This is a genomic window from Mesorhizobium sp. WSM1293, from assembly GCF_000513875.1.
GTDB lineage: Bacteria > Pseudomonadota > Alphaproteobacteria > Rhizobiales > Rhizobiaceae > Mesorhizobium > Mesorhizobium ciceri.
Genome location: NZ_AZUV01000021.1, coordinates 21610 through 42825, shown reverse-complemented (window position 1 = coordinate 42825; position 21216 = coordinate 21610). Strand labels below are relative to the sequence as shown.

Here is a 21216-nt window from a genome sequence, read left to right as displayed (position 1 = left end):
CATGGCTTCCAGTTCAACGGGCTTCAATTCGGGCCTCGATATCGCAAAATCCTATTATGTCGCCACCGCCAATCCGGCGCCGGACCATCCGGCGCTGGTCGGCGACGTCGACACCGACCTGGTTGTCGTCGGCGGCGGCTGCACCGGCCTGTCGGCCGCCCTTCACGCCGCCGAGCGCGGGCTGAAGGTGGTGCTGCTCGAAGGCGGCAAGATCGGCTGGGGCGCGTCGGGCCGCAATGGCGGCCAGATGATCCCCGGCCTGCGCAAGGGCGCCAAGGGACTGGTCAAGCTCTATGGGCCTGAGCGGGCAAAGGTGCTGTTCGATCTTGCGTTCGAGGCGCGCGGGCTGGTGCTCGATATCATCGAGCGCCATGCCATCGATTGCGATCTCAGGCTGACCGGCCATCTGGTCGGCGCGGTCAACGGTTCCGACCTCAAGGATCTCGAGGAAGAGGTCGAGTGCCTGGCTACGGTGATGAAGTTCCCGCACGCCGAAATCCTGTCGGCGGCGGAAGCCCGAGCCAAGGTCGACACACCCTATCATGGCGCGATGTATGAGCCGCTCGGCGGCCACATGCATCCGCTGAACTACACGCTCGGCCTTGCCCGCGCGGCGATTGCTGCCGGCGTCGTCATCCATGAGAATTCGGTGGCGGTGAAGCTGGAGCGTGAGCCTTCGATCCGGATCTCGACGGCAAAGGGATCGGTGCATGCAAAACATGTCGTGCTGGCCGGTGACGCTCTGCTCGATGGGCTGGAGCCGCGCGTCAACAGCCGCATCATGCCGGTCGGCAACTACATCGTCGCCACCGAGCCGCTGGAGGGCAAGCGCAATGTCATCCCGGCCAATGTCGCGGTGTCCGACACACGCTTCGTCGTCAACTATTACCGGATGTCGGCGGACGGCCGGCTGCTGTTCGGCGGCGGCGAGCGCTACACGCCGTCACCGCCGGCCGATATCGCCGGCTTCGTGCGGCCGCATATGGAAGCCACCTTCCCGCAACTTCAGGGCTGCCGCATCGATCACGCCTGGGGCGGGCTGGTGTCGGTGACGACATCCAGGCTGCCGCATGTCGGGCACTATGGCGAGGTCTATTTCGCGCATGGCTATTCCGGCAAGGGCGTCATCCTGTCGACGCTGTCGGGCAAGCTCCTGGCCGAAGCGATCACAGGCGACGCCTCGCGGCTCGATTTGTTCTCGACGCTGACCCCGATGCCATTCCCCGGCGGCACGGCGCTGCGCGGTCCGCTCTATGTGCTGGGCATGCTGTGGTATGCCATGCGGGATCGCATCAAGCATTGAGGGTCGGCGGGGCGGCGGCGAATTGCAAAACGCCGCGATCCTTCGCGCCCCCCTCAGTCCTGCCGGACATCTCCCCCCTCGAGGGGGGAGATTGGCAGATTGGTGGCTTCGCCCATTCCTGCGTCGTTGGAGATTGGCGAAAGCCGGCGTGACGTCCGATCTCCCCCCAAGAGGGGGAGATGCCCGGCAGGGCAGAGGGGGGCGCTGTCCCGCCGACGGTGAAGGTTGTTGGAGAAGGCCTCTTAAACCACAAAAAAATCTTCAATCCGCTGCCTGGCCTCCAGCAGCGCCGGCAGAATCTCCCGCTCCATCTCCGCGACGGAGAACCGCGCCGATTGCGTCGAGACGTTGATGGCCGCGACCGTGCGTTCTGCGCGGTCGCGGATCGGCACGGCGATCGAGCGCAGGCCGAGTTCCAGTTCCTCGTCGACGATGGCAAAGCCGTCCGCTTTCGCCTTGCCGATGGCGTTGGCTAACAAACACCTGTCGGTGATCGTCTTCGGCGTCCGTCTCTCGATCGTCGCCTGGCCGAGGAATGCGTCCAATTCCTGAGGCGTCAGACCGGCAAGCAGGATGCGTCCCATCGAGGTGCAATAGGCCGGCAGCCTGGTGCCGACATCGAGCGACACGCTGAGGATGCGGCGGCCGGGAATACGGGCGACATAGACGACATCGGCACCCGACAGGATCGCCGCCGAACAGGCCTCGTTCAGCTGTGCGGCGACCGCGCGCATGATGGGTGCGGCGAAGGCCCAGAGCGAGGCGCCGCCGAGCCAGGTGCGGGCGATCGTCAGCAAGCGTGGCGACAGCGAGAACACGCGGCCGGCTTGCGTTGCATAGCCGGTGGCGGTGAGCGTCAGCAGAAAGCGGCGGGCGCCGGCGCGGGTCAGGCCCGCTTCCTCGGCCATTTCGGTCAGCGTCATGCCCGAGGGATGCCGAGCCAGGATCTCCATGACGGCAAGGCCGCGCTCGAGCGAGCCGACATGATCACGGGAAGCGGCTTCTTCGTCCATCTCAACTCCGCGGGAACGGCATCGACGCCAGGATTGACTCCTCGCCCTCCCCCAGCGTAGAAAGTATCGCATATAAAACATATGTTCGCAATACGAACTTTTTGAACCCGGAGCCGATGCGATGGTCAAGTTCCTGCCGCTCAAACAGGCTGTTGCGGAGAATTTGAACGATGATGACACGGTCGCCTTCGAGGGTTTCACCCATCTGATCCCGACGGCGGCGGCGCATGAGGCGATCCGTCAGGGTTTTCGCGACCTGACCCTGGTCCGCATGACGCCGGACCTGATCTACGACCAGATGATCGGTATGGGCATGGCGAAGAAAATTGTCTTCTCCTATGTCGGCAATCCCGGCGTCGGCCTGCTGCGGCGCGCCCGCGACGCCATCGAGAACGGTTTCCCCAGATCGATCGAGATCGAGGAGCACAGCCATGCCGGCATGGCAAATGCCTATGAGGCGGGCGCGGCCGGTCTGCCCTGCGCGGTGTTTCGCGGCTATCGCGGTGCTGGCCTCGCGGCGGTCAATCCGAACATCAAGTCTGTCACCTGTCCGTTCACCGGCGAGGTGCTGGCGGCTGTTCCTTCGATCAGGCCTGACGTCACCTTCATCCATGCGCAGAAGGCCGACAGACAAGGCAATGTGCTGGTCGAAGGCATCATCGGCATCCAGAAGGAAGCGGTGCTGGCGGCCAAGCGAGCGGTGGTGACGGTGGAGGAAGTGGTCGACAATTTCGACGATCTGCACCCCAATCTGACCGTGCTGCCGCGCTGGACGATCGCGGCGATATCCGTCGTGCCAGGCGGCTCGCATCCGTCCTATGCGCATGGCTATTATGCACGTGACAATGCGGCCTATCTGGAATGGGACGAGATCGCTGCCGACCGTGAAAAATTCCAGGCGTGGATGCAGGCCAATGTCTTGGAGAAGAGCGCCGGCGATTTCGCGGCCCGGGTCGAGCATTTGAGGAAAGCGGCATGAGCGACAATCCATTGGGTTTCACCCCCAACGAGATGATGACGATCGCCGCCAGCAGGGCGCTCAGGAATGACGATGTCTGCTTCGTCGGCATCGGCGCACCGTCCGCGGCCTGCAATGTGGCGCGGCTGACACATGCGCCTGACATCACGCTGATCTACGAGAGCGGCACGATCGGCACCGCGCCCGATGTGCTGCCGCTGTCGATCGGCGACGGCGAATTGTGCGAGACCGCCGTCACCACCGTCGCGGTGCCGGAGATGTTCCGCTACTGGCTGCAGGGCGGCCGCATCTCGATCGGCTTTTTGGGGGCGGCGCAGCTCGACAAGTTCGGCAACATCAACACCACGGTCATCGGCGACTATCTCCATCCCAAGACCAGGCTGCCTGGCGGCGGCGGTGCGCCGGAGATCGCGACCTCGTCGAAGCAGATCTACATCACAATGGCGCAGACCAAGCGCGGCATGGTCGAGAAGATCGACTTCTTCACCTCCTTCGGCCATGGCGAGGGTGGCGATCATCGCAAGCGGCTTGNNNTCGACACATCAGGTCCGACCTTGCTGATCACCGATCTCGCCATCTGGAAGCCGGATCCGGTGACCAAGGAATTCACCGTCGTGTCGCTGCATCCAGGCGTCACCCGCCAGCAGGTGCAGGAGAGCTGTGGCTGGGTCGTTAAGTTCGCGGAGGCGCTTGACGAAACACCGGCGCCAAGCGAACTCGAATTGAAGACATTGCGCGACCTGCAGGCCCGCACCAAGGCGGCGCATGAGGGAACCGGAAAAGCAAAGGCTGCATGACATGGCCGAGGCCTATATCTGCGACTACATCCGCACGCCGATCGGCCGCTTCGGCGGTTCGCTGTCTTCGGTACGATCGGACGATCTAGGCGCCATCCCGCTGAGGGCACTGGTTGAGCGCAATGCCGGCATCGACTGGCAGGCGATCGACGATGTCGTCTATGGCTGCGCCAACCAGGCCGGCGAGGACAATCGCAACGTAGCGCGCATGGCGCTGCTGCTGGCCGGGCTGCCAAAGGAGGTCCCGGGCTCGACCGTCAATCGCCTGTGCGGCTCCGGCATGGATGCGCTGACCATTGCCGCCCGAGCCATCAAGGCCGGCGAGGCGGAGCTGATGATCGCGGGCGGCGTCGAATCGATGAGCCGGGCACCCTTCGTCATGCCCAAGGCCGACACGGCGTTCTCGCGCAATGCCGAGATTTACGACACCACCATCGGCTGGCGCTTCGTCAACCCGCTGATGAAGAAGCAGTATGGCGTCGATTCCATGCCGGAAACCGGCGAGAACGTCGCCGAGGATTTTTCGGTGTCGCGGGCCGACCAGGACGCCTTCGCAGTGCGCAGCCAGAACAAGGCCGTCGCCGCACAAGCCAATGGAAGATTGGCGAAGGAGATCACCCCAGTGACCATCCTGCAGCGCAAGGGCGATGCGCTCATTGTCAGCAAGGATGAACACCCCCGCGCGGGCTCAACGGTCGAGGCGCTGGCCAAGCTGCCGACGCCGTTCCGGCAGGGCGGCACGGTGACGGCCGGCAACGCCTCCGGCGTCAATGACGGCGCGGCGGCGCTGATCGTTGCCTCCGAGGCGGCGGTGAAAAAGTATGGGCTGACGCCGATCGCCCGCATCCTCGGCGGGGCTGTCGCCGGCGTGGCGCCGCGCATCATGGGCATCGGCCCGCTGCCGGCGACGCAAAAACTCTGCGCGCGGCTTAGCCTGACGCCAAAACAGTTCGACGTCATCGAGCTCAACGAGGCCTTTGCCTCGCAAGGCATCGCCGTGCTGCGCCAGCTCGGCATTGCCGAGGACGCCGAACACGTCAACCCGAATGGCGGCGCCATCGCGCTCGGCCATCCCCTGGGCATGTCGGGCGCCCGCATATCCGGCACGGCGGCGCTGGAGCTTCGCGAGCGCGGCGGCCGGTATGCGCTTGCCACCATGTGCATCGGCGTCGGCCAGGGCATCGCGATCGCACTGGAACGGGTCTGATCGGCAAGTCTCTCCGGCTAACTTCGAGAATCCGGTGCGGTCAAATTTGACCACGTGGACAAAAGTCCGGACCCGTTCCATAGTTCCTCGTCTGATTTTTAGAACAGCCGGCTCGACACGGCTGTCGAACAGAGGGGAATACAATGGAAAACCGAAAGAACAGATTTCAATCCGCACGCGAAGGGCTTTCGCGACGCAATGTGCTGGAGTTGGGCGCGCTTGGCCTGGCTGCGGCAATGCTGCCGGGCGCTGCCTTCGGCAAGGACAAGAAACTAAAGGTGGCGGCGATCTTCGCCACGCCGATCGAGGAGCCATGGGACAACCAGATCCATGTCGCCCTGCAGAAAGCCGAGAAGGAACTCGGCATCGAATACAAATGGTCGGAGAAGGTGCAGACCGCCGATTTCAGCCGCGTCATGCGCGAATACGCGCAAGGCGGCTACCAGCTGGTGCTGGGTGATGCCTTCGCCGCCGAACGTGAATCGCGCCGCACCGCCAAGCAGTTCCCGAAGACCGCCTGGCTGTTCGGCTCCGGTGCTGGGCCCGCAGAACCGAATTTTGGCGTGTTCGACAACTGGATCCACGAGCCCGCCTATCTCTCCGGTATGATCGCCGGCAAGATGTCGAAGTCGGGCACGATCGGCGCTGTCGCGGCGATGGGCATTCCGGAAGTGAACCGGCTGGTCAACGCCTTCTTCGCCGGTGCCAAGGAGGTCAACCCGAACATCAAGAAGAAGGTCGCCTTCATCGGCTCTTTCTTCGATCCGCCCAAGGCCAAGGAAGCGGCGGTCGCGCAGATCGACGCCGGTGTCGACGTCATCTATGCCGAGCGCTTCGGTGTCATCGAAGCGGCGGTCGACAAGAAGATCCTTGCCATCTCCAACATGTCCGACCAATCGAGTCTCGGCCCGGATACGGTCATCACCGGCCCGGTCTGGGACATGTATCCGACGGTCGAACAGGCGATCAAGCTGGTCAAGGCCGGCGTCTTCACCGCGCAGGACTATGGCGACTTCTCGCGCATGGCCAAGGGCGGCTCGCATCTGGCGCCTTACCACAAGTTCGACAAGACGCTGCCGGCGGACGTGAAGGAGCTGGTCGAAAAGAAGAAAGCCGAGATACTCGAAGGCAATTTCCGCGTCGACGTGGACGAGAACACGCCGGTTTCGGATTGAGTTCTGGTTTGAGGGGCTGGCGCTAGGCGCCCCCCTCTGCCCTGCCGGACATCTCCCCTCAAGGGGGGAGATTAGCAGTTTCGGCGACGCGCTGTTCTTTCAAGAAAATTGGCGAAAGCCGATATGACATCCAATCTCCCCCTTGAGGGGGAGATGGCCGGCAGGCCAGAGGGGGGTGCAGCGCATTCCTCTCAATCAAAGCTGAATCGCAAAGCCCGTACGTTCAGGAGCCCCCTTGTCCGCCCCCCTCATCGAAATGCGCGGCATCACCAAGAGCTTCGGCGCCGTCAAGGCGAACGAGGCCGTTGATCTCAGCGTCGCGCCCGGCGAAATCCTCGGGTTGCTGGGCGAGAACGGCGCCGGCAAGACGACGCTGATGAATGTGCTGTTCGGCGCCTATGCGCCCGACGCCGGCGAGATTCTCATCCAGGGCAGGCCGGTGCGGATCACAAGTTCCGCCGATGCGCTAGCCGCCGGCATCGGCATGGTGCACCAGCATTTTCATCTGGCGCCAAGGCTGACGGTGCTGGAGAACCTGCTGATAGGGATTCCCGGCAAGACAGGGCGGATCGACCGCGCCGGCGGGCTGGCGCGGCTGGCCGAGATCGGCCGCCAGCATGGGCTGACGCTTGATCCCGATCTTCCGGTCTCGGCGCTGTCGGTCGGCGAGCAGCAGCGGCTCGAAATCGTCAAGGCACTGTTTCGCGGCGCCAGGCTCTTGATCCTCGACGAGCCGACGGCGGTGCTGGCGCCGAGCGAGGTCGACGGGCTGTTTTCGGCGTTGCGGTCGATGGCGGCGCAAGGGCTCGGCATCATCTTCATCTCGCACAAGCTCAACGAGGTGCGGGCACTGACGCATCGCTGCACCGTGCTGCGGCATGGGCGCGTCGCCGGCCGCGTCGACGATCCCACCAACACGACATCGTCCGCAATGGCGCAACTGATGTGCGGCCATGAGATCGTGCCGCCGGCGCGGGGACCATCGACGCCGGGTGCCGCTGTGCTCACCCTCAATGGCATTTCCACCTCGCGTCATTCGGGTACGGCGCTGCGCGACGTGTCGCTTGCCGTGCGTGCAGGCGAAATCCTCGGCATTGCCGGCGTGTCGGGCAATGGCCAGCGCGCGCTGGCGGAGGTCATCTCCGGCGTGCGCGTACCTGACGCCGGCCGGATGACGATCGCCGGCCAGAAAGTCTCACGCTTTTCGCCCCGCGAGGTGCAGGCGCTCGGTCTCGGCCGTATCCCGGAAGACCGTATGACGACGGGGCTGGTTACCAACCTGCCGCTCGCGGATTCGATGGTGTTGCCGCGCATCGGCACCGCCGCGTTCAGCAGCAGAGGCCTGCTCAAGCCGGATGCGATCCGCGCCTTCGCGGAAGAGCAGATCAAGGCCTATGATATCAGGTGCCCTGGGCCGATGACCCGCGCGGGAGCGCTGTCCGGCGGCAATCTGCAGAAGGCCCTTCTGGCGCGCGAACTCGCTTTCGACCCGAAGGTTCTGATCGTCTCGCAACCGACGCGCGGGCTCGATATCGGCGCGGCGCGTTTCATCCACGAAAAGTTCCTCGACATGCGGGCCAAGGGCTGCGGCATCATCGTCATCGGCGAGGATCTGGAAGAGCTGCTGGTGCTCTGCGATCGCATCGCGGTGATGTATGAGGGCCGCATTGTCGGCACGCTCGACAGCGCCGATGCAACGATCGCACAGCTCGGCCTGATGATGACCGGGGCGGAGGGGCACAGCTGATGTTTCGCCTGGAAGTCCGCACCTCTACGCCGGCCTGGTTCAACCTCGCTTTGCCGCTGCTGGCTATCGGCGCGACGCTTGTCCTGTGCAGTGGCCTGATCGCGCTGGCCGGCGCCGGCGTGCTCGATGCGTATGGCGTGATGTTCACGGCCTCGCTGGGCGACAGCTATGCGATCACCGAAACGATGGTGCGCGCCGCGCCGATGATCTTCACCGGACTGGCGGTGGCGGTCGCCTTCCGGGCAAAATTCTGGAACATCGGCGCCGAGGGTCAATTGCTGGCCGGCGCGGTGGCCAGCTGCTTTGTCGGCGCCATCCCGATGCCGGGACCGCTCGCCATGGTGTTGATGGCGGTCGCAGGCGCTGCGGCCGGGGCCGCGGTCGCGCTGGTGCCGGCGACCCTCAGGGTAAAATTCAAGGTCGACGATGTCGTCAGTTCGCTGCTGCTCAACTCGGTCATCTACTACGCGCTGATGGCGCTGATCGAAGGACCGTGGAAGGACTCCTTCAGCGGCTATCCGATCTCGCCGCCGATAGAGGATTCGGCCAATTTCCCTGTGCTGATGGAAGGTACAAGGCTGCATCTCGGCGTTATCGTGGCGCTGCTGGCGGCACCGCTGATCTGGTTCCTGATCGTGCGCACCACGCTCGGCTTCAGGATAAGGGTCACCGGCGAAAACCCGGAAGCGGCCAGATATGGCGGCATCCATGTCGAGCGCGTGCTGATCTCGACAGCGCTGCTGTCCGGCGCGCTGGCCGGACTGGCCGGCGTCGGCGAGGTCGGCGGCGTGCATTTCCAAGTGATGAGCGACATCTCGCCGGGCTACGGCTATTCCGGCATCGTCGTTGCCATGCTGGCGCGGCTCAACCCGCTTGGCGTCGTGCCGGCGGCGATCTTCCTTGCCGCCGTGATGACCGGCGCCGAGGCGATGTCGCGGGCGACCGGCGTGCCGGCCTTCCTCAGCGATGTCATCCAGGGCACTGCACTGCTCGCCATGCTGGTGGCGCTGCTGTTCACCGCCTATCGCATCCGCCGCGTCGGGGTTGCCCGATGAGCGCGGTGTTCGAACAGATCTTCCAGGTCGGTTTTCTGGCCGCGATCATTCGTATCGCCACGCCGCTGGCTTTTGCAACGCTGGGCGAAATGTTCTCGGAACGGGCCGGCGTGCTCAATCTCGGCATCGAAGGCATCATGCTTTTGTCGGCGATGACAGGCTTCACCGCTGCCAGCCTCAGCGGCAGCCTGTGGCTCGGCGTGCTGGCGGCGGTGCTGACCGGCATGCTGATGGGCGCGCTGCATGCGTTGTTCACGGTGGTGCTCGGCCTCAGCCAGCATGTCTGCGGCATCGGCGTGACGCTGTTCTCGTCGGGCCTTGCCTATTTCCTCTACCGGCTGATCTTCGGCCAGCAGTCTGTGCCGCCCAACATCAATGGTTTTCAGACGCTGCCGATCCCGATCCTGTCCGACATTCCGGTGCTCGGGCCGGCGGTGTTCAACCAGTTCGCGCTGGTCTACATGGCGATCCTGGCCATTCCGTTGGCCGCTTTCATACTCTACCGCACGCCATGGGGCCTGTCGGTGCGCATGATCGGTGAAAATCCGCGTGCCGCGGATTCGGCCGGTGTCAGTGTCATCGCCACACGCTTCCAGGCGGTTGTCCTCGGCGGCGCGCTGATGGGGCTGGCCGGCGCCTTCCTGTCGATGGCGCAGTTCAACGCCTTCACCTTCGGCGTGGTGTCGGGGCGCGGCTGGGTGGCCATCGCGCTGGTCGTCTTCGGCCGCTGGGATCCATGGCGCTCGGCGGGTGCGGCACTTCTGTTCGCCTTCGTCGATGCCTTGCAGCTGCGCATGCAGGCGAGCGGGCTCGGACACATCCCCTACGAGGCGTTCCTGATGCTGCCGTTCATCTTCACCATCGTCGCCATGGCTGTGATGTCGCGCAACGCGGTGGCACCGTCGGCGCTGCTCAAGCCATTTCGCAGGGAGGAGCGTTAGCAAGCAGGGCTTGGTGCCATTTCCTCTCCCCCGATCGACGGGGGAGAGGAAGGGCGCCAGGCGTCGCCTCACATCGCGGTAAAACCGTTGTCGACGAACAGATGCGTGCCGTTGACGAAGCTCGACTCGTCGCTGGCGAGGTAAAGCACCGCCCTCGCCACCTCTTCCGGCTCGCCGATGCGGCCCTGCTGCGCGGCCAGCGCTGCGTCCGAGACATCGACGCCGAGCCTGCCGAGGTCGGCAACCTCGCGCAGGCCGTGCGGCGTGCGGATGAAGCCCGGGCAGACGGCGTTGCAGCGGATGTTGCGGTCGCGGAACTCGACGGCGATGGCGCGGGCGAACATGTGGCAAGCGCCCTTGGTGGTGTCATAGAGCACTTCGTTGGGAGTAGCCGCCACCGCCGAGATCGACGAGGTGCAGACGATCGAGCCGCCGCCCGCCGCAATCATGCCGGGCAAAACGGCGCGCGTCATCAGGAACATCGAGCGCACATTGACGGCATGCAGCCAATCCCATTCCTGCACCGTGGTCTCCAGGAAGGGCTTTATCACGATGGTGCCGGCGTGGTTGAACAGCACGGTGATGGGCCCGAGTTTTTCGCTAGCACCCTTCACGGCGGCTTCGACCTGTGCCTCGTCGGAGACGTCGGCGACAAAATGCTCGGCGACATGGCCGCGTGCCCTGATTGTCGCTGCGGTTGCGGCGGCCGCCTCGCCGTTGCGGTCGATGATCGCCACCTTGGCGCCTTCGGCGGCGAACAGCTCCGAGGCTGCTCCACCCATTCCCGTCGCGCCGCCCGAAATGATGGCGACCTTGCCGGCCAGTCTTGTGCCCATTTTTTTTGCCCCTATGTGACGATTTCGCTTTGCTGGTTGGGCGATGCTACCGCGCCGGCGCCGGGCGGCCAATCCACGAATTGAGTGCCGCGAGGCCAAGGTCATAGGTCCATTCGGACGCAGACCCGAAAACGGACGCGCCATACGGATCGGCCGCCCGAGTGCCCCTGTAAGCAAGTGGCTACCAACTTCCCGTCACCTAAGAGAAAATTATTCTAGATTTGACCGAAAAATAGCAATCGACAAAGTCTACAAGTTTTATAGATTAACCGACGAGACGGAGGTCGATATGTCCTATATCCAGAACGCCCAGACGGATCGCAGTGGTCAGCGGGCGGCCAATGCCCAGACCTTCCGCCCGGCCTATGCCGGGGCTTTCGCCTATCTCGTCTTTGCCCTTGCGTTCGTGTTCACCGGGGCCGTTGTTCTGGGTCTTATTCCCTGAGTCGTCAGATCGACCGGGGTTAGCTGCCCCACCACTTACAGGCAATTGGAGTTGAATGAACCGAATCCTCGGCGTGCTTTCGCGCGCCCGACACCACGGAGGACATGGCAATGCCGATCGAGTTCACGCATATTCCCGGCAAGACCGCCGATGCCGCGGTTCCCTTTTTCTACGACTTTGCCGAGACCGCGACCAAGCTCGGGCTGATTGAGGACGGCGGCTTCCGCAAGATCGTCGTCGACGATTCGGCCGGACTGCTGACCAACATGGATCTTGCGGCCCAGGTGCTCGATCGCACCTCGTCGCTGGAAGTCGTGCTCACCCATTGGGCGGGCGTGGTCGAACCGACTGTGGCGGCCCGCCAACTGGCGTCGATCGACAGGCAAAGCGGCGGACGCCTGGCGCTGAGAATGATCAGCGAGCCGCTGAGCGATGCCGACGCCGAAACACGGCCGGTCGGGCACACCGTCATCTGGCAGCGAATAGACGAATATCTGGTGCTGCTGAAGCGGCTGTGGTCGAACGACCGGCCCTTCGACCACGAAGGAACGTTCTACAGCATCAAGGGCGGCTACGTGCCGCGCAAGGGACCGCACGGCGCCGACCTGGTCATCCGCATGGGCGGGCAGTCCGGAACGGCGCTCAAGGTGGCCGGCCGACATGCCGATGTCTTTGAACTGGCGCCGGGCTCGATCGACGAGATCCGGCAATTGATGGAGCGGGTGCGCCGCTCCGCCGCCGAACATGGCCGGGCCGGCAAGCTGCGCTTCGCGCTTCCGGTCGGGATTCACCAGGGTGCTTCCGCCTCCGGTCACAAGGCGGTCGATGTTGCCGGGCCGCCAGCCCAGGCCGCCCTGTCGCTGCTTGCCTATGCAGCCCTCGGGATCGATGAATTCATGATTGTCGGTGTCGACACGCCACGCGAGATCGCAACGCTCGGCCGGGAAACGATCGCCCTGCTGCGCAATTCGCTGGCGCGTCGCGAACACGAGGCATTCCAGCCTGGGGCATATGCGTCTCGTGCAGGATTGGAGACGCGCGCAACGGGCTGAACTCCTTCAGCCTTTTGTTGCCTCTGGCCTGTCGCCAAGCCGCGACAGGCCTTCAATGACAGCGCCCGAATCCGCCAGCGCGCCGAAGACGCCATCTTCGACCGTCACCATATGAAGCGCGGCCTCGTGGGCTTGTTTGTCGCCGCTGGCGCAGGCGTCGGAAATCGTCAGGCATTGAAAGTTGCGGTCGCAGGCTTCGCGCAGCGTGGTGTGGACGCAGACATCCGTCGTGCATCCGGAAAACATGAGATGCGTGATGCCTTGCGCGCGGAGCACAAGCTCGAAATCCGTATAAATGAAGGCGCTGTTGCAGGTCTTGTCGACGATGATGTCCCGCGGTGCCACGTCGATCTCCGGAACGATCTGGAACCCCGTGCCCGAGCGCAGCAGGATATCGGTGCCGTCGAGACCGGAGCGCTTGCGGCGCCATTTTTCGTAAGGCGTCATATCGGCCATGTCGGCCCTATAGCCCTGCCTGGTATGGATGACCCTGACGCCGGCCTTGCGCGCGGCCGCGATCAGCCGGCTCACCGTCGGCAGGATCGCCCTCAGAGGCGACGGGTCATAGCCCTGCCTGGCGAAGTAGCCCGTCGTCGACAGGAAATCCTGCTGCAGGTCGATGACGATCAGCGCGGTGTTTTCGGCCACCAGCCTGCCGTCAAAGGGAAAGTCGAAGGGCGTTGCCTTGATCATCCGGGCGCTCCCTGCTTTGGCCGCTACCATAGTGGATCAACGCGATGACACCAGATGCTGGGCGTCGTGCAGGCGTCGATAGATTCCGCCGGCACGGATCAGTTCGCTGTGCGACCCCTGCTCGACGACGCCCGACTCCGAGACGACGACGATGCGGTCGGCGCCGCGGATCGTTGCCAGCCGGTGTGCGATGACCAGCGTGGTTCGGCCCTCGGCAAGTTCGGCCAGCGACTTCTGGATTTCGCGCTCGGTCTCGGTGTCGAGCGCCGACGTCGCCTCGTCGAGGATCAGGATCGGCGGGTTCTTCAAGAACATACGGGCAATCGCCAGCCGCTGCTTCTGGCCGCCGGACAGTTTTACGCCGCGCTCGCCGATGATCGTGTCGTAACCGGCCGGCAGGCCTGATATCATGCCGTCGAGCTGCGCCCGCCGCGCGGCATCGGCGATGGCGCCGTCGGAGGCGCCGAGACGGCCATAGGCAATGTTTTCGCGGATCGAGCCGCCGAACAGGAAGACATCCTGTTGGACGATGCCGATCTGGCCGCGCAGCGAAGCGAGCGTCATGTCCCTGATATCGATGCCGTCGATGCTGATCCGCCCGGCGCTGACTTCGTAGAACCGCGGCAGCAGCGAGCATATGGTGGTCTTGCCGGCACCTGACGGCCCGACGAAGGCGATGGTTTCGCCGGCGCGGATGGTGAGATCGATATCCTTCAGCACCGGCTTGCCGTCGCCGTAGCCGAAGCTCACACCGCGATATTCGATGGAGCCCTTGAGGCCGCTGGCGGTAACGGCACCGGGCCGGTCGGCGATGTCGGGTTCGGTGTCGAGCAACTCTGTGTAGCGGCGGAAGCCGGCAATGCCTTTTGGATAGGTCTCGATCACCGAATTGATCTTCTCGATCGGCCGCACGAAGACGCCGACCAAAAGCAGGAAGCCGACGAAGCCGCCATTGCTCAGGCCTCCCGTGATGACGAGGTAGCTGCCGGCAATCATGACCACGAGCTGGATCAGCCTTATGCCCATGTAGTTCAGCGAATTGCTGGCCGACATGATGCGGTAGGCGTCGAGCTTGGTCTGGCGGTAGCGCTGGTTGTCATGCGCGAACAGCGTGCGCTCATGCTCCTCGTTGGCGAAGGCCTGGACGACGCGCATGCCGCCGACATTCTCCTCGATGCGGACGTTGAAATCGCCGACACGCCGGTAGAGCGCCTGCCAGTTGCGCTCCATGCGGTCGCCGTAGCGCATCGTCACCCAGGCGATCAGAGGCACGATCACCGCCGTGATCAGCGCCAGATGCATGTTGACCGTGAACATCAGCACGAAGGCGCCGGCGAACGTCATGATGGCGATGAACAGGTCCTCGGGGCCATGATGCGCGATCTCGCCGATCTCCTCGAGATCCTTGGTGACGCGACCGACGAGATGGCCGGTCTTGTGGTTGTCGTAGAAGCGGAACGACAGTTTCTGCAGATGATCGAAGCTCTTGCGCCGCATCTCGGTCTCGATGTTGATGCCAAGCATGTGGCCCCAATAGGTGACGACCGCCATCAGCACCGTGTTGAGCAGATAGATTACCAGCAGCCCGGCCGAGGCGATGATGATCAGCGTCCAGTCCTGCCGTGGCAGGAGCTGGTCGACGAAGGTGCGGACCGCCATGGGAAAGCCGAGTTCGAGCAGGCCGGCCAGCACCGCGCAGGAGAAGTCGAGCGCGAACAGCCCCTTCCAGGGCGCGTAATAGGACAGGAAACGTCTGATCATCGAGGTGAACCGCAAGCTGTCTTGATGGACGCGGCGAGGGCACCGGTCGCCATCGATGGGCGCTGCTTACAATCGGCAGGGCAGGGTCGGCAATATGCCAGGGCCGACTTCATTGCCTGCCTTTCCACATCAGCGCCATGAAATAGGGGCCGCCGACGAAGGCGGCGATGAGCCCGGCCGGCACCTGCCAGGGAAAGATCAGCGTCCGGCCTGCCCAGTCGGCGGCAACGAGGATCAGCCCGCCTGTCATGGCCGAGGCCAGAAGCTGCGGCACGGCACGGCGGAAGCCGAGCATGCGCGCGAGATGCGGCGCCATCAGGCCGACGAAGCTCAGCGGGCCGATGACCAATGTCGCGGTTGCGGTGGCCAGCGCGGTAAGTGCCAGCAGAATGGCGCGAACCCGTCCAAGCCGCAGGCCAAGGCCACGCGCGGCAGTTTCGCCGAGCGGCACTATATCGAGCCAGCGCGCCGTCAGCGGCGCCAGCGCGAGGACGGCGACCGCGACCGCAGCGGCAGTGAAGGCATCATTGGGCGTTGCGCGATAGGTCGATCCCGATAGCCAGGCGAGCAGGAAGCCCGTGCGCGGATCGCCGCTGGCCAGAAGCAGCGCGGCGAAGGCCGACGCGACCGTCGCCACGGCGACGCCGGCAAGCAGCAGCCGCGCCGGCGACAGTGCATTGCGCCGCCCGACCAGCACGACGATCGTCAGCGCCAGCAAGGCGCCCGCGAGTGCGGCGCCGAGCATTGCCGCGCGGTCGAAGCCGTCGCTGAGCAACAGCAGCGCCAGCACGCCGAAAGAGGCGCCGCCGGAAATGCCGAGCACTTCGGGTGCTGCCATCGGGTTGCCGGTCATGCGCTGCATCAGCGTGCCGGCGACCGCGAGCAGGACGCCCGCCGACAGGGCGACGACGACGCGAGGCGCGCGCAGGGCAAGCAGCTCGGTCAAATCCTCGGATGCGATCCAGTGCCAACCGCCTGCGCCACGGCCAAAGCTCATTGCGACGACAACCGCGAGGATGAGCGCCAGCAGGCCGGCGATCAACGGCAGGCCGTTTGTCGGCAGGCGTACGGACGACATCATATCGGCCTGCCTTTCGGGGGTGGTTCGCATTTGCGGCAACAGGAACAGCAGCAGCGGCGCGCCGAGCAAAGCGGTCGCGGTGCCGGCGGGGATTTCGCCGGCGAACGGCAGATGCTGCACCAGACGGTCGGTGAGCCAGAGCAGGGCGCCGCCGACCAGCGGCGACCAGACCAGGCGGCGGCCAAGCGTGCGCGCTCCGGCCAGCCGCGCCAGCGCCGGGGCAGCGAGCGCCACGAACCCGATGACGCCGACCTCGGCGACGACCAACGCGCCAAGCGAGACGGCGACAGCCATGCCGGCAAGGCGGATGACGGCCGGGCGGGTGCCGAGCGATGCCGCGCCGTCGTCGCTGAGATCGAGCAGGCGTAGCGGTCGCCAGAGCAGGAACGCGGCGCAGATGCCGGCCAGCAGCCACGGCGCCAGAGCAACGACGGCCGCATCGCCATTCTGCACCAGCGAGCCGCTCTGCCAGATGAACAGCTCCTCGGTGTATTCGCGGTTGAGCGCCATCAGCAGCGCGCCGGCCGAACCGAAAGTGAGGCTGACGACGAGGCCGGCGATGATGATCGACACTGGCGAAAAGCTGCGCCCGCGCGCCAGTGCGAAAACGGCTGATGTGGCGAGAGCGCCGCCAGCCAGCGCCACCCCTTCACGGCCGCCTTCCAGCAGCCATGGTGCGTAGAGGGTGGCGGCCGCCAAAGCGAGGCTTGCTCCGGCATTGGTGCCGATCGTGGTCGGCTCGGCCAGCGGGTTGCGCAGCACATGCTGAATGACGACACCGGCGAGACCGAGCGCCGCGCCGGCCAGCACGCTGGCGGCGACACGTGGCAGGAAAGCATAGCGATACAGCAACTGCACTGGATCGGATGTGTCGGGGGCGGTGAGCGCCTGCCACCACAGGTGCGCCGGCAGAAGGTGGATGAGATCGATGACGCTCAGCACCAGCGCCAGACCTGCGGGCACGGCAACCAGCAGGATGAGCGCGCCGATGCCGTCGCGCTGTCGCGGCAGGGACATTGCCTGAGCGATCATGCCGCTGCCACGAATTCGGCGAAACGCGCGGCGGCAGTGAGACCGCCGAACGGCCAGACCGGCGGAATGGTCCGCACCTGGCCGTTCCGGACGCAGGGCAGATTGGCCCAGAGCGAGTTGCGGGCGATCCTGATCCTGACGTGCGGCGGGATCGGATCGAGCGAGATCAGTTGCGCCTCGCCGACGGCGACCAGTTCCTCGATGCCGACCGTCGAAAAACCCCATTCATTGGTGGCGCCGGTCCAGGCATTGACGAGGCCGAGCCGGTCGAGGACGTCCTGCAGCAGGCTGCCGGCGCCGTAGACGCGGACATGGCGATCGTCGAACATGCTGACGACGCAGACCGGTTTTTGCACCGCCCGCTCCAGCCTGGCACGCGCTTGGGCGATCGAGGCTTCGGTGCGCCCGACAAGGTTTTCTGCTTCCGTCCCACGGCCAAGCATGTTGCCAAGCTGCAGCGTCACCTGCTGCGCCTGCGCGTAAGGTGGAGCCTTGCCGCTGTAGAACGGCACATTGAAGGTCGGCGCCAATCTGGTGAAGCTGTTCTCGTCCAAGCCATAGCCATAGGCGCCGACGATCAGGTCGGGCCGCAATTCCCGAAGCAGTTCGAGATTGGGCTCGCTGCGCGACCCCAGGTCGATGGTGGCCTGCGGCAGCGCCGGGCCCTGGACCCAGTCGCCATAACCCCTGGTGTCGCCGACGGCGAGCGGCGACACGCCGAGCGAGACCACCATTTCGGCCGATGTCCATTCCAGGCAGACGACGCGGGCAGGTGCCGCGCGTGCCGTGCCGCCCGGCAAAGCGAGACCGGTCGCGGCGAGGCCGGCAAGATACTGGCGCCGTGTCAGCGCTGCCATTTTGGGCCGGCCCGCCACATTGCTTCTACCATGTGTATTTCACCGAACCGTTGATCCTGCGGCCCTCGCCGTAGAAGCAGCCGAAGCCCGAGGAGAAGCAGGAGGCGACGTAGCGTTTGTCGAACAGATTGCTGGCATTGAGGCTGAGCGTGGCGTTCTGCCAGGCGTAATGCACCGCCGCGTCGGCGAGCACGACCGACGGAACCTTGAAGCTGTTGGCGTCGTCGCCATAGGTCGAGCCGACATAGCGGACACCGGCGCCCAGGCCGAGACCTTCGAGCTTGCCGCTCATGAAGGTGTAATTGGCCCAAAGCGATGCGGAATGGGCCGGCACGCCGAAGGGCGTGTTGCCCTCGTTGCTGACCCAGACGCCGTTGACGTCTTCGACAGCGGTCGCCCTGGTGATCTTCGTGTCGAGGTAGGTGTAGGCCGCTCTCAGGTCGAAGCCGGAATCGAGGCTGGCAACGGCCTCGAGTTCCACGCCGCGCGAACGGATCTCACCGGTCTGGAACAGATCGTTGGGCGAGCCCTCATTACCGGAACGCACGACATTCTGTCGGGTCAGGTCGAAAACCGATGCCGTAATGAAGGAATTCCAGCCGGTCGGCTGGTACTTCAGCCCGATCTCGTACTGCCTGCCGGTCTCGGGCACGAACAGATTGCCGTCGCTATCGGCGCCGGCCACCGGCTGGAACGATTCGGAATAGCTGACATAGGGTGCCAGGCCGTTGTCTGCGAGATAGACCAGGCCGGCGCGGCTGGTGAAGGCGTTGTCCTTCTGCTCGGGAATGTAGCCGCCGGCCAGATTGTCGTAGACCTTGGCGTCCGACCAATCCTGGCGGCCGCCAAGGGTCAGCCGCCAGTTGCCGAACTTGACCTGGTCCTGGGCATAGAGACCGACCTGCTGCTGGGTGGTGTCGGTATCGGTGTAGGGCGTCAGATCGGTGATCGGGTACCCGTAAACCGGATCGAAGATGTTGAAACCGTCCTCGACGGTCCCTTCCGAGGCATAGTCGCGGTAAGTGTAGCGTTTGTAGTCGAGGCCGACGAGCAGCGTGTGGGCAAGCGGCCCGGTGTCGAAATCGGCTTGTGCCTGGTTGTCGATGGTGACGCCGCTGAGTTTGGTGCCGCCGGCATCTGCATAACGGTAGTAGTCGCCGCTTGAAGGTTCCAGGCCGTTCGAGTCCGTCAGTCCGCCACCAAAGACGCCCTCCTCGGTGTGGGTGAGGTGGACGTAGCGGGCATGCTGTCGCACCTGCCAGGTTTCGTTGAAACGGTGATCGAATTCGTAGCCGATCGAGGCCTGGTCGTTGTTGTAGGAGTCGAAGCCGGGTTCGCCGACGAACATGCTGTTCGGCAGGTACTTGCCGTCCTTGCCCGGTACGACCGTGCCGTAGGCAGGCAGGTACTGCATCGCCCATCCCGAGCGATCGCGCTGATAGTTGGCGAGGATGGTCAGGCTGGTGTCGGCATCGGGCTGCCAGGTGATCGCCGGCGCGATGAAGATGCGATCGTCCTTGACGAAATCGGTCTGCGTGTCGCCCATATGAGCGGCACCGGTGAGGCGAAACAGCAGCGACTTGTCGGCGTTCACGGCACCGCTGAAATCGAACTTGCCTTCATAGCGATTGAAGCTGCCGCCACCGAGTTCGATCTCGCGCAGGTTTTCCTCGGTCGGCCGCTTGCTGACATAGTTGATGATGCCGCCGGGGCTAGCCTGGCCGTAGAGCACCGACGCTGGTCCGCGCAGCACCTCGTAGCGTTCCGCCCCATAGGAATCGAGTGCGGTGAACAGGGTGAAATTGCTCTCCTTGAGCTGCAGCCCGTCCCTGTAGAAGACGCCGTTGGCGTTCGAAATGCCGCGCAACTGCAGGCCGAGGCCGCGATTGTCGGTGCCGTAGAGATCGCCGGTGGCGCCGGGCGTGTAGCGCAGAACGCCGCCGAGGTTGTCGATCGCCTGTGCTTCCATCTGGTCCTTGGTGATCACCGATATCGACTGGGGCGTCTCGATCAGCGGCGTGTCGGTCTTGGTGCCGGTGGAGCCCTTGGTGGCCACGTAGCCCTTGACCGGCCCGAAGGCGCTTTCGACACGTTCCTGGACGTTGATCGGGTCCAGGGTGGTGGTGACCGTCTCCTGGGCCAGGGCATGGCCGCAGCCAAGCAGGGCCGGCACCGACACCGCTGCCATCAGCAGGCGCTTTCGCGCCATCCGGTCCTGCCAAATCAGTCCACGTCCCGAGATCATCCTGCGCCCCCTTTTCCAAATTTCATGTCGATATTGCCGGTCGCGACGATTTGTTGATCGTTGCAGTCATCTTCAATGTTGACTAGTAAGGTCATGTTTCATAGTCAACCGGGCATGAGCCGTTGAAAGCCGGAATCTGGAAATGCGGGCGGCCGCACTGGAGAAAAGCCATGAGCATGGCTGGAATTGATGCCCAGACTGCCTTCCATATCGACGCGGTGCGCTTTGCCGTCGGCGAGCGGACGCTGCTCGGTCCGGTCTCGCTCGAACTGCAGCGCTCGCGGGTCTATGGGCTGATCGGCCACAATGGTTCGGGCAAGTCGACGCTGATCAAGCTCATGGCGCGCCAGCAGCCGGCGAGTTCAGGCGCCATCACTTTCGCCAAGCGTCCGCTGCCGCAATGGGGCGCCCGCGAATTTGCCCGCGCGCTTGCCTATCTGCCGCAGACGACACCGGCGGCGACCGGCCTGACCGTGCGCGAACTGGCGACGTTGGGACGCTATCCCTGGCACGGCGCGCTTGGCCGTTTCCGCGCGCAGGACAGGCAGCATGTCGAGGAGGCGCTGGCCCTGACCGACATGGAAGGTTTTGCCGACCGGCTGGTGGACGAATTGTCGGGCGGCGAGCGCCAGCGCGCCTGGCTCGCCATGCTGGTGGCGCAGAACGCCGGCGTCATGCTGCTCGACGAGCCGATCTCGGCACTCGACATCGCCCATCAGGTCGAGGTGCTCGGGCTGGTCAAGGAGCTCAGCCGCAAACGCGACCTGTGCGTCGTCGTCGTGCTGCACGATCCCAACATGGCGGCGCGCTACTGCGACGAGCTGATCGCGCTCAAGGACGGCAAGCTGCTGACGCGCGGCACACCAGGCGAGATCATGCGCAGCGATGTGCTGAAAGGCATTTTCGGCGTGGAGATGGGCGTGTTCGCGCACCCCGTCACCGGCCAGCCTGTCGGCTATGTGCAGTGACGAGATCTGGTGCGGCGGCGGGAAATAGA

General features: G+C 64.6%; 18 protein-coding genes. 11 read left to right on the top strand and 7 right to left on the bottom strand.

The window, feature by feature from the left end; genetic code table 11:
* The first annotated feature begins 1 nt into the window (after position 1).
* The gene (locus M729_RS0123395) at positions 2 to 1303 is read left to right on the top strand and encodes an FAD-binding oxidoreductase (RefSeq protein ID WP_027163028.1); all 1302 of its coding nucleotides are present in this window, start codon (positions 2 to 4) and stop codon (positions 1301 to 1303) included.
* A gap of 242 nt (positions 1304 to 1545) precedes the next feature.
* On the opposite strand, the gene M729_RS0123390 is transcribed toward M729_RS0123395, so the two are convergent.
* Entirely contained in the window at positions 1546 to 2316 is a 771-nt protein-coding gene (locus M729_RS0123390; RefSeq protein ID WP_027163027.1) for an IclR family transcriptional regulator C-terminal domain-containing protein, read from the bottom strand.
* A 121-nt stretch (positions 2317 to 2437) separates the two neighbouring features.
* Here M729_RS0123390 and M729_RS0123385 point away from each other — a divergent pair, with 121 nt between their 5' ends.
* From M729_RS0123385 to M729_RS0123355, 7 genes are all read left to right on the top strand, one after another.
* Positions 2438 to 3295, top strand: coding sequence for a CoA transferase subunit A (locus M729_RS0123385; protein WP_013528952.1), 858 nt, complete (start codon positions 2438 to 2440; stop codon positions 3293 to 3295).
* Positions 3292 to 4092, top strand: a complete 801-nt coding sequence (locus M729_RS0123380) for a CoA-transferase subunit beta (protein ID WP_027163026.1) — start codon at positions 3292 to 3294, stop codon at positions 4090 to 4092. The genes M729_RS0123385 and M729_RS0123380 overlap by 4 nt, the downstream gene beginning before the upstream one ends.
* Position 4093: 1 nt before the next feature.
* Positions 4094 to 5299 carry a 3-oxoadipyl-CoA thiolase gene (gene pcaF, locus M729_RS0123375; RefSeq protein ID WP_027163025.1) on the top strand — a complete coding sequence of 402 codons (1206 nt, stop codon included), beginning with the start codon at positions 4094 to 4096 and terminating at the stop codon, positions 5297 to 5299.
* Positions 5300 to 5442: 143 nt separating this feature from the next.
* Positions 5443 to 6474 (top strand): BMP family protein, encoded by a 1032-nt coding sequence (locus tag M729_RS0123370; RefSeq protein ID WP_013528955.1) that lies wholly within the window; start codon positions 5443 to 5445, stop codon positions 6472 to 6474.
* A 235-nt stretch (positions 6475 to 6709) separates the two neighbouring features.
* Positions 6710 to 8221, top strand: coding sequence for an ABC transporter ATP-binding protein (locus tag M729_RS0123365; RefSeq protein ID WP_027163024.1), 1512 nt, complete (start codon positions 6710 to 6712; stop codon positions 8219 to 8221).
* Complete coding sequence (locus M729_RS0123360; protein ID WP_027163023.1) at positions 8221 to 9276, top strand: ABC transporter permease; 1056 nt, start codon at positions 8221 to 8223, stop codon at positions 9274 to 9276. The genes M729_RS0123365 and M729_RS0123360 overlap by 1 nt, the downstream gene beginning before the upstream one ends.
* Positions 9273 to 10217 carry an ABC transporter permease gene (locus M729_RS0123355; protein ID WP_027163022.1) on the top strand — a complete coding sequence of 315 codons (945 nt, stop codon included), beginning with the start codon at positions 9273 to 9275 and terminating at the stop codon, positions 10215 to 10217. The genes M729_RS0123360 and M729_RS0123355 overlap by 4 nt, the downstream gene beginning before the upstream one ends.
* A 68-nt stretch (positions 10218 to 10285) precedes the next feature.
* Here M729_RS0123355 and M729_RS0123350 read toward each other — a convergent pair whose 3' ends face one another.
* A complete protein-coding gene (locus M729_RS0123350) occupies positions 10286 to 11053 on the bottom strand; it encodes an SDR family oxidoreductase (RefSeq protein WP_027163021.1) in 768 nt (255 codons plus the stop codon).
* 289 nt (positions 11054 to 11342) lie between these two features.
* Between M729_RS0123350 and M729_RS1000000137555 the strand changes: the two genes are divergently transcribed.
* Both M729_RS1000000137555 and M729_RS0123340 read left to right on the top strand, forming a co-directional pair.
* Positions 11343 to 11498: a hypothetical protein gene (locus M729_RS1000000137555; protein ID WP_013528960.1), complete on the top strand. Its 156-nt coding sequence runs from the start codon at positions 11343 to 11345 to the stop codon at positions 11496 to 11498.
* 110 nt (positions 11499 to 11608) lie between these two features.
* A complete protein-coding gene (locus M729_RS0123340) occupies positions 11609 to 12550 on the top strand; it encodes an LLM class flavin-dependent oxidoreductase (RefSeq protein WP_013528961.1) in 942 nt (313 codons plus the stop codon).
* Between the two features lie 6 nt (positions 12551 to 12556).
* On the opposite strand, the gene M729_RS0123335 is transcribed toward M729_RS0123340, so the two are convergent.
* The 5 genes from M729_RS0123335 to M729_RS0123315 all read right to left on the bottom strand — a co-directional run bounded on the left by M729_RS0123335 (position 12557) and on the right by M729_RS0123315 (position 20183).
* The gene (locus M729_RS0123335; RefSeq protein ID WP_027163020.1) at positions 12557 to 13243 is read right to left on the bottom strand and encodes an isochorismatase family cysteine hydrolase; all 687 of its coding nucleotides are present in this window, start codon (positions 13241 to 13243) and stop codon (positions 12557 to 12559) included.
* Between the two features lie 36 nt (positions 13244 to 13279).
* Positions 13280 to 15004 (bottom strand): ABC transporter ATP-binding protein, encoded by a 1725-nt coding sequence (locus M729_RS0123330; protein WP_027163019.1) that lies wholly within the window; start codon positions 15002 to 15004, stop codon positions 13280 to 13282.
* Between the two features lie 109 nt (positions 15005 to 15113).
* Positions 15114 to 17117, bottom strand: a complete 2004-nt coding sequence (gene fhuB / locus M729_RS0123325) for a Fe(3+)-hydroxamate ABC transporter permease FhuB (protein ID WP_027163018.1) — start codon at positions 17115 to 17117, stop codon at positions 15114 to 15116.
* Positions 17114 to 17974 carry an ABC transporter substrate-binding protein gene (locus M729_RS0123320; RefSeq protein ID WP_027163017.1) on the bottom strand — a complete coding sequence of 287 codons (861 nt, stop codon included), beginning with the start codon at positions 17972 to 17974 and terminating at the stop codon, positions 17114 to 17116. The genes fhuB and M729_RS0123320 overlap by 4 nt, the downstream gene beginning before the upstream one ends.
* Positions 17975 to 17999: 25 nt before the next feature.
* On the bottom strand, positions 18000 to 20183 hold the full coding sequence (locus M729_RS0123315; RefSeq protein WP_245267616.1) for a TonB-dependent siderophore receptor: 2184 nt from the start codon (positions 20181 to 20183) through the stop codon (positions 18000 to 18002).
* Between the two features lie 212 nt (positions 20184 to 20395).
* Between M729_RS0123315 and M729_RS0123310 the strand changes: the two genes are divergently transcribed.
* A complete protein-coding gene (locus tag M729_RS0123310; protein WP_027163015.1) occupies positions 20396 to 21187 on the top strand; it encodes an ATP-binding cassette domain-containing protein in 792 nt (263 codons plus the stop codon).
* Positions 21188 to 21216: the final 29 nt, after the last annotated feature.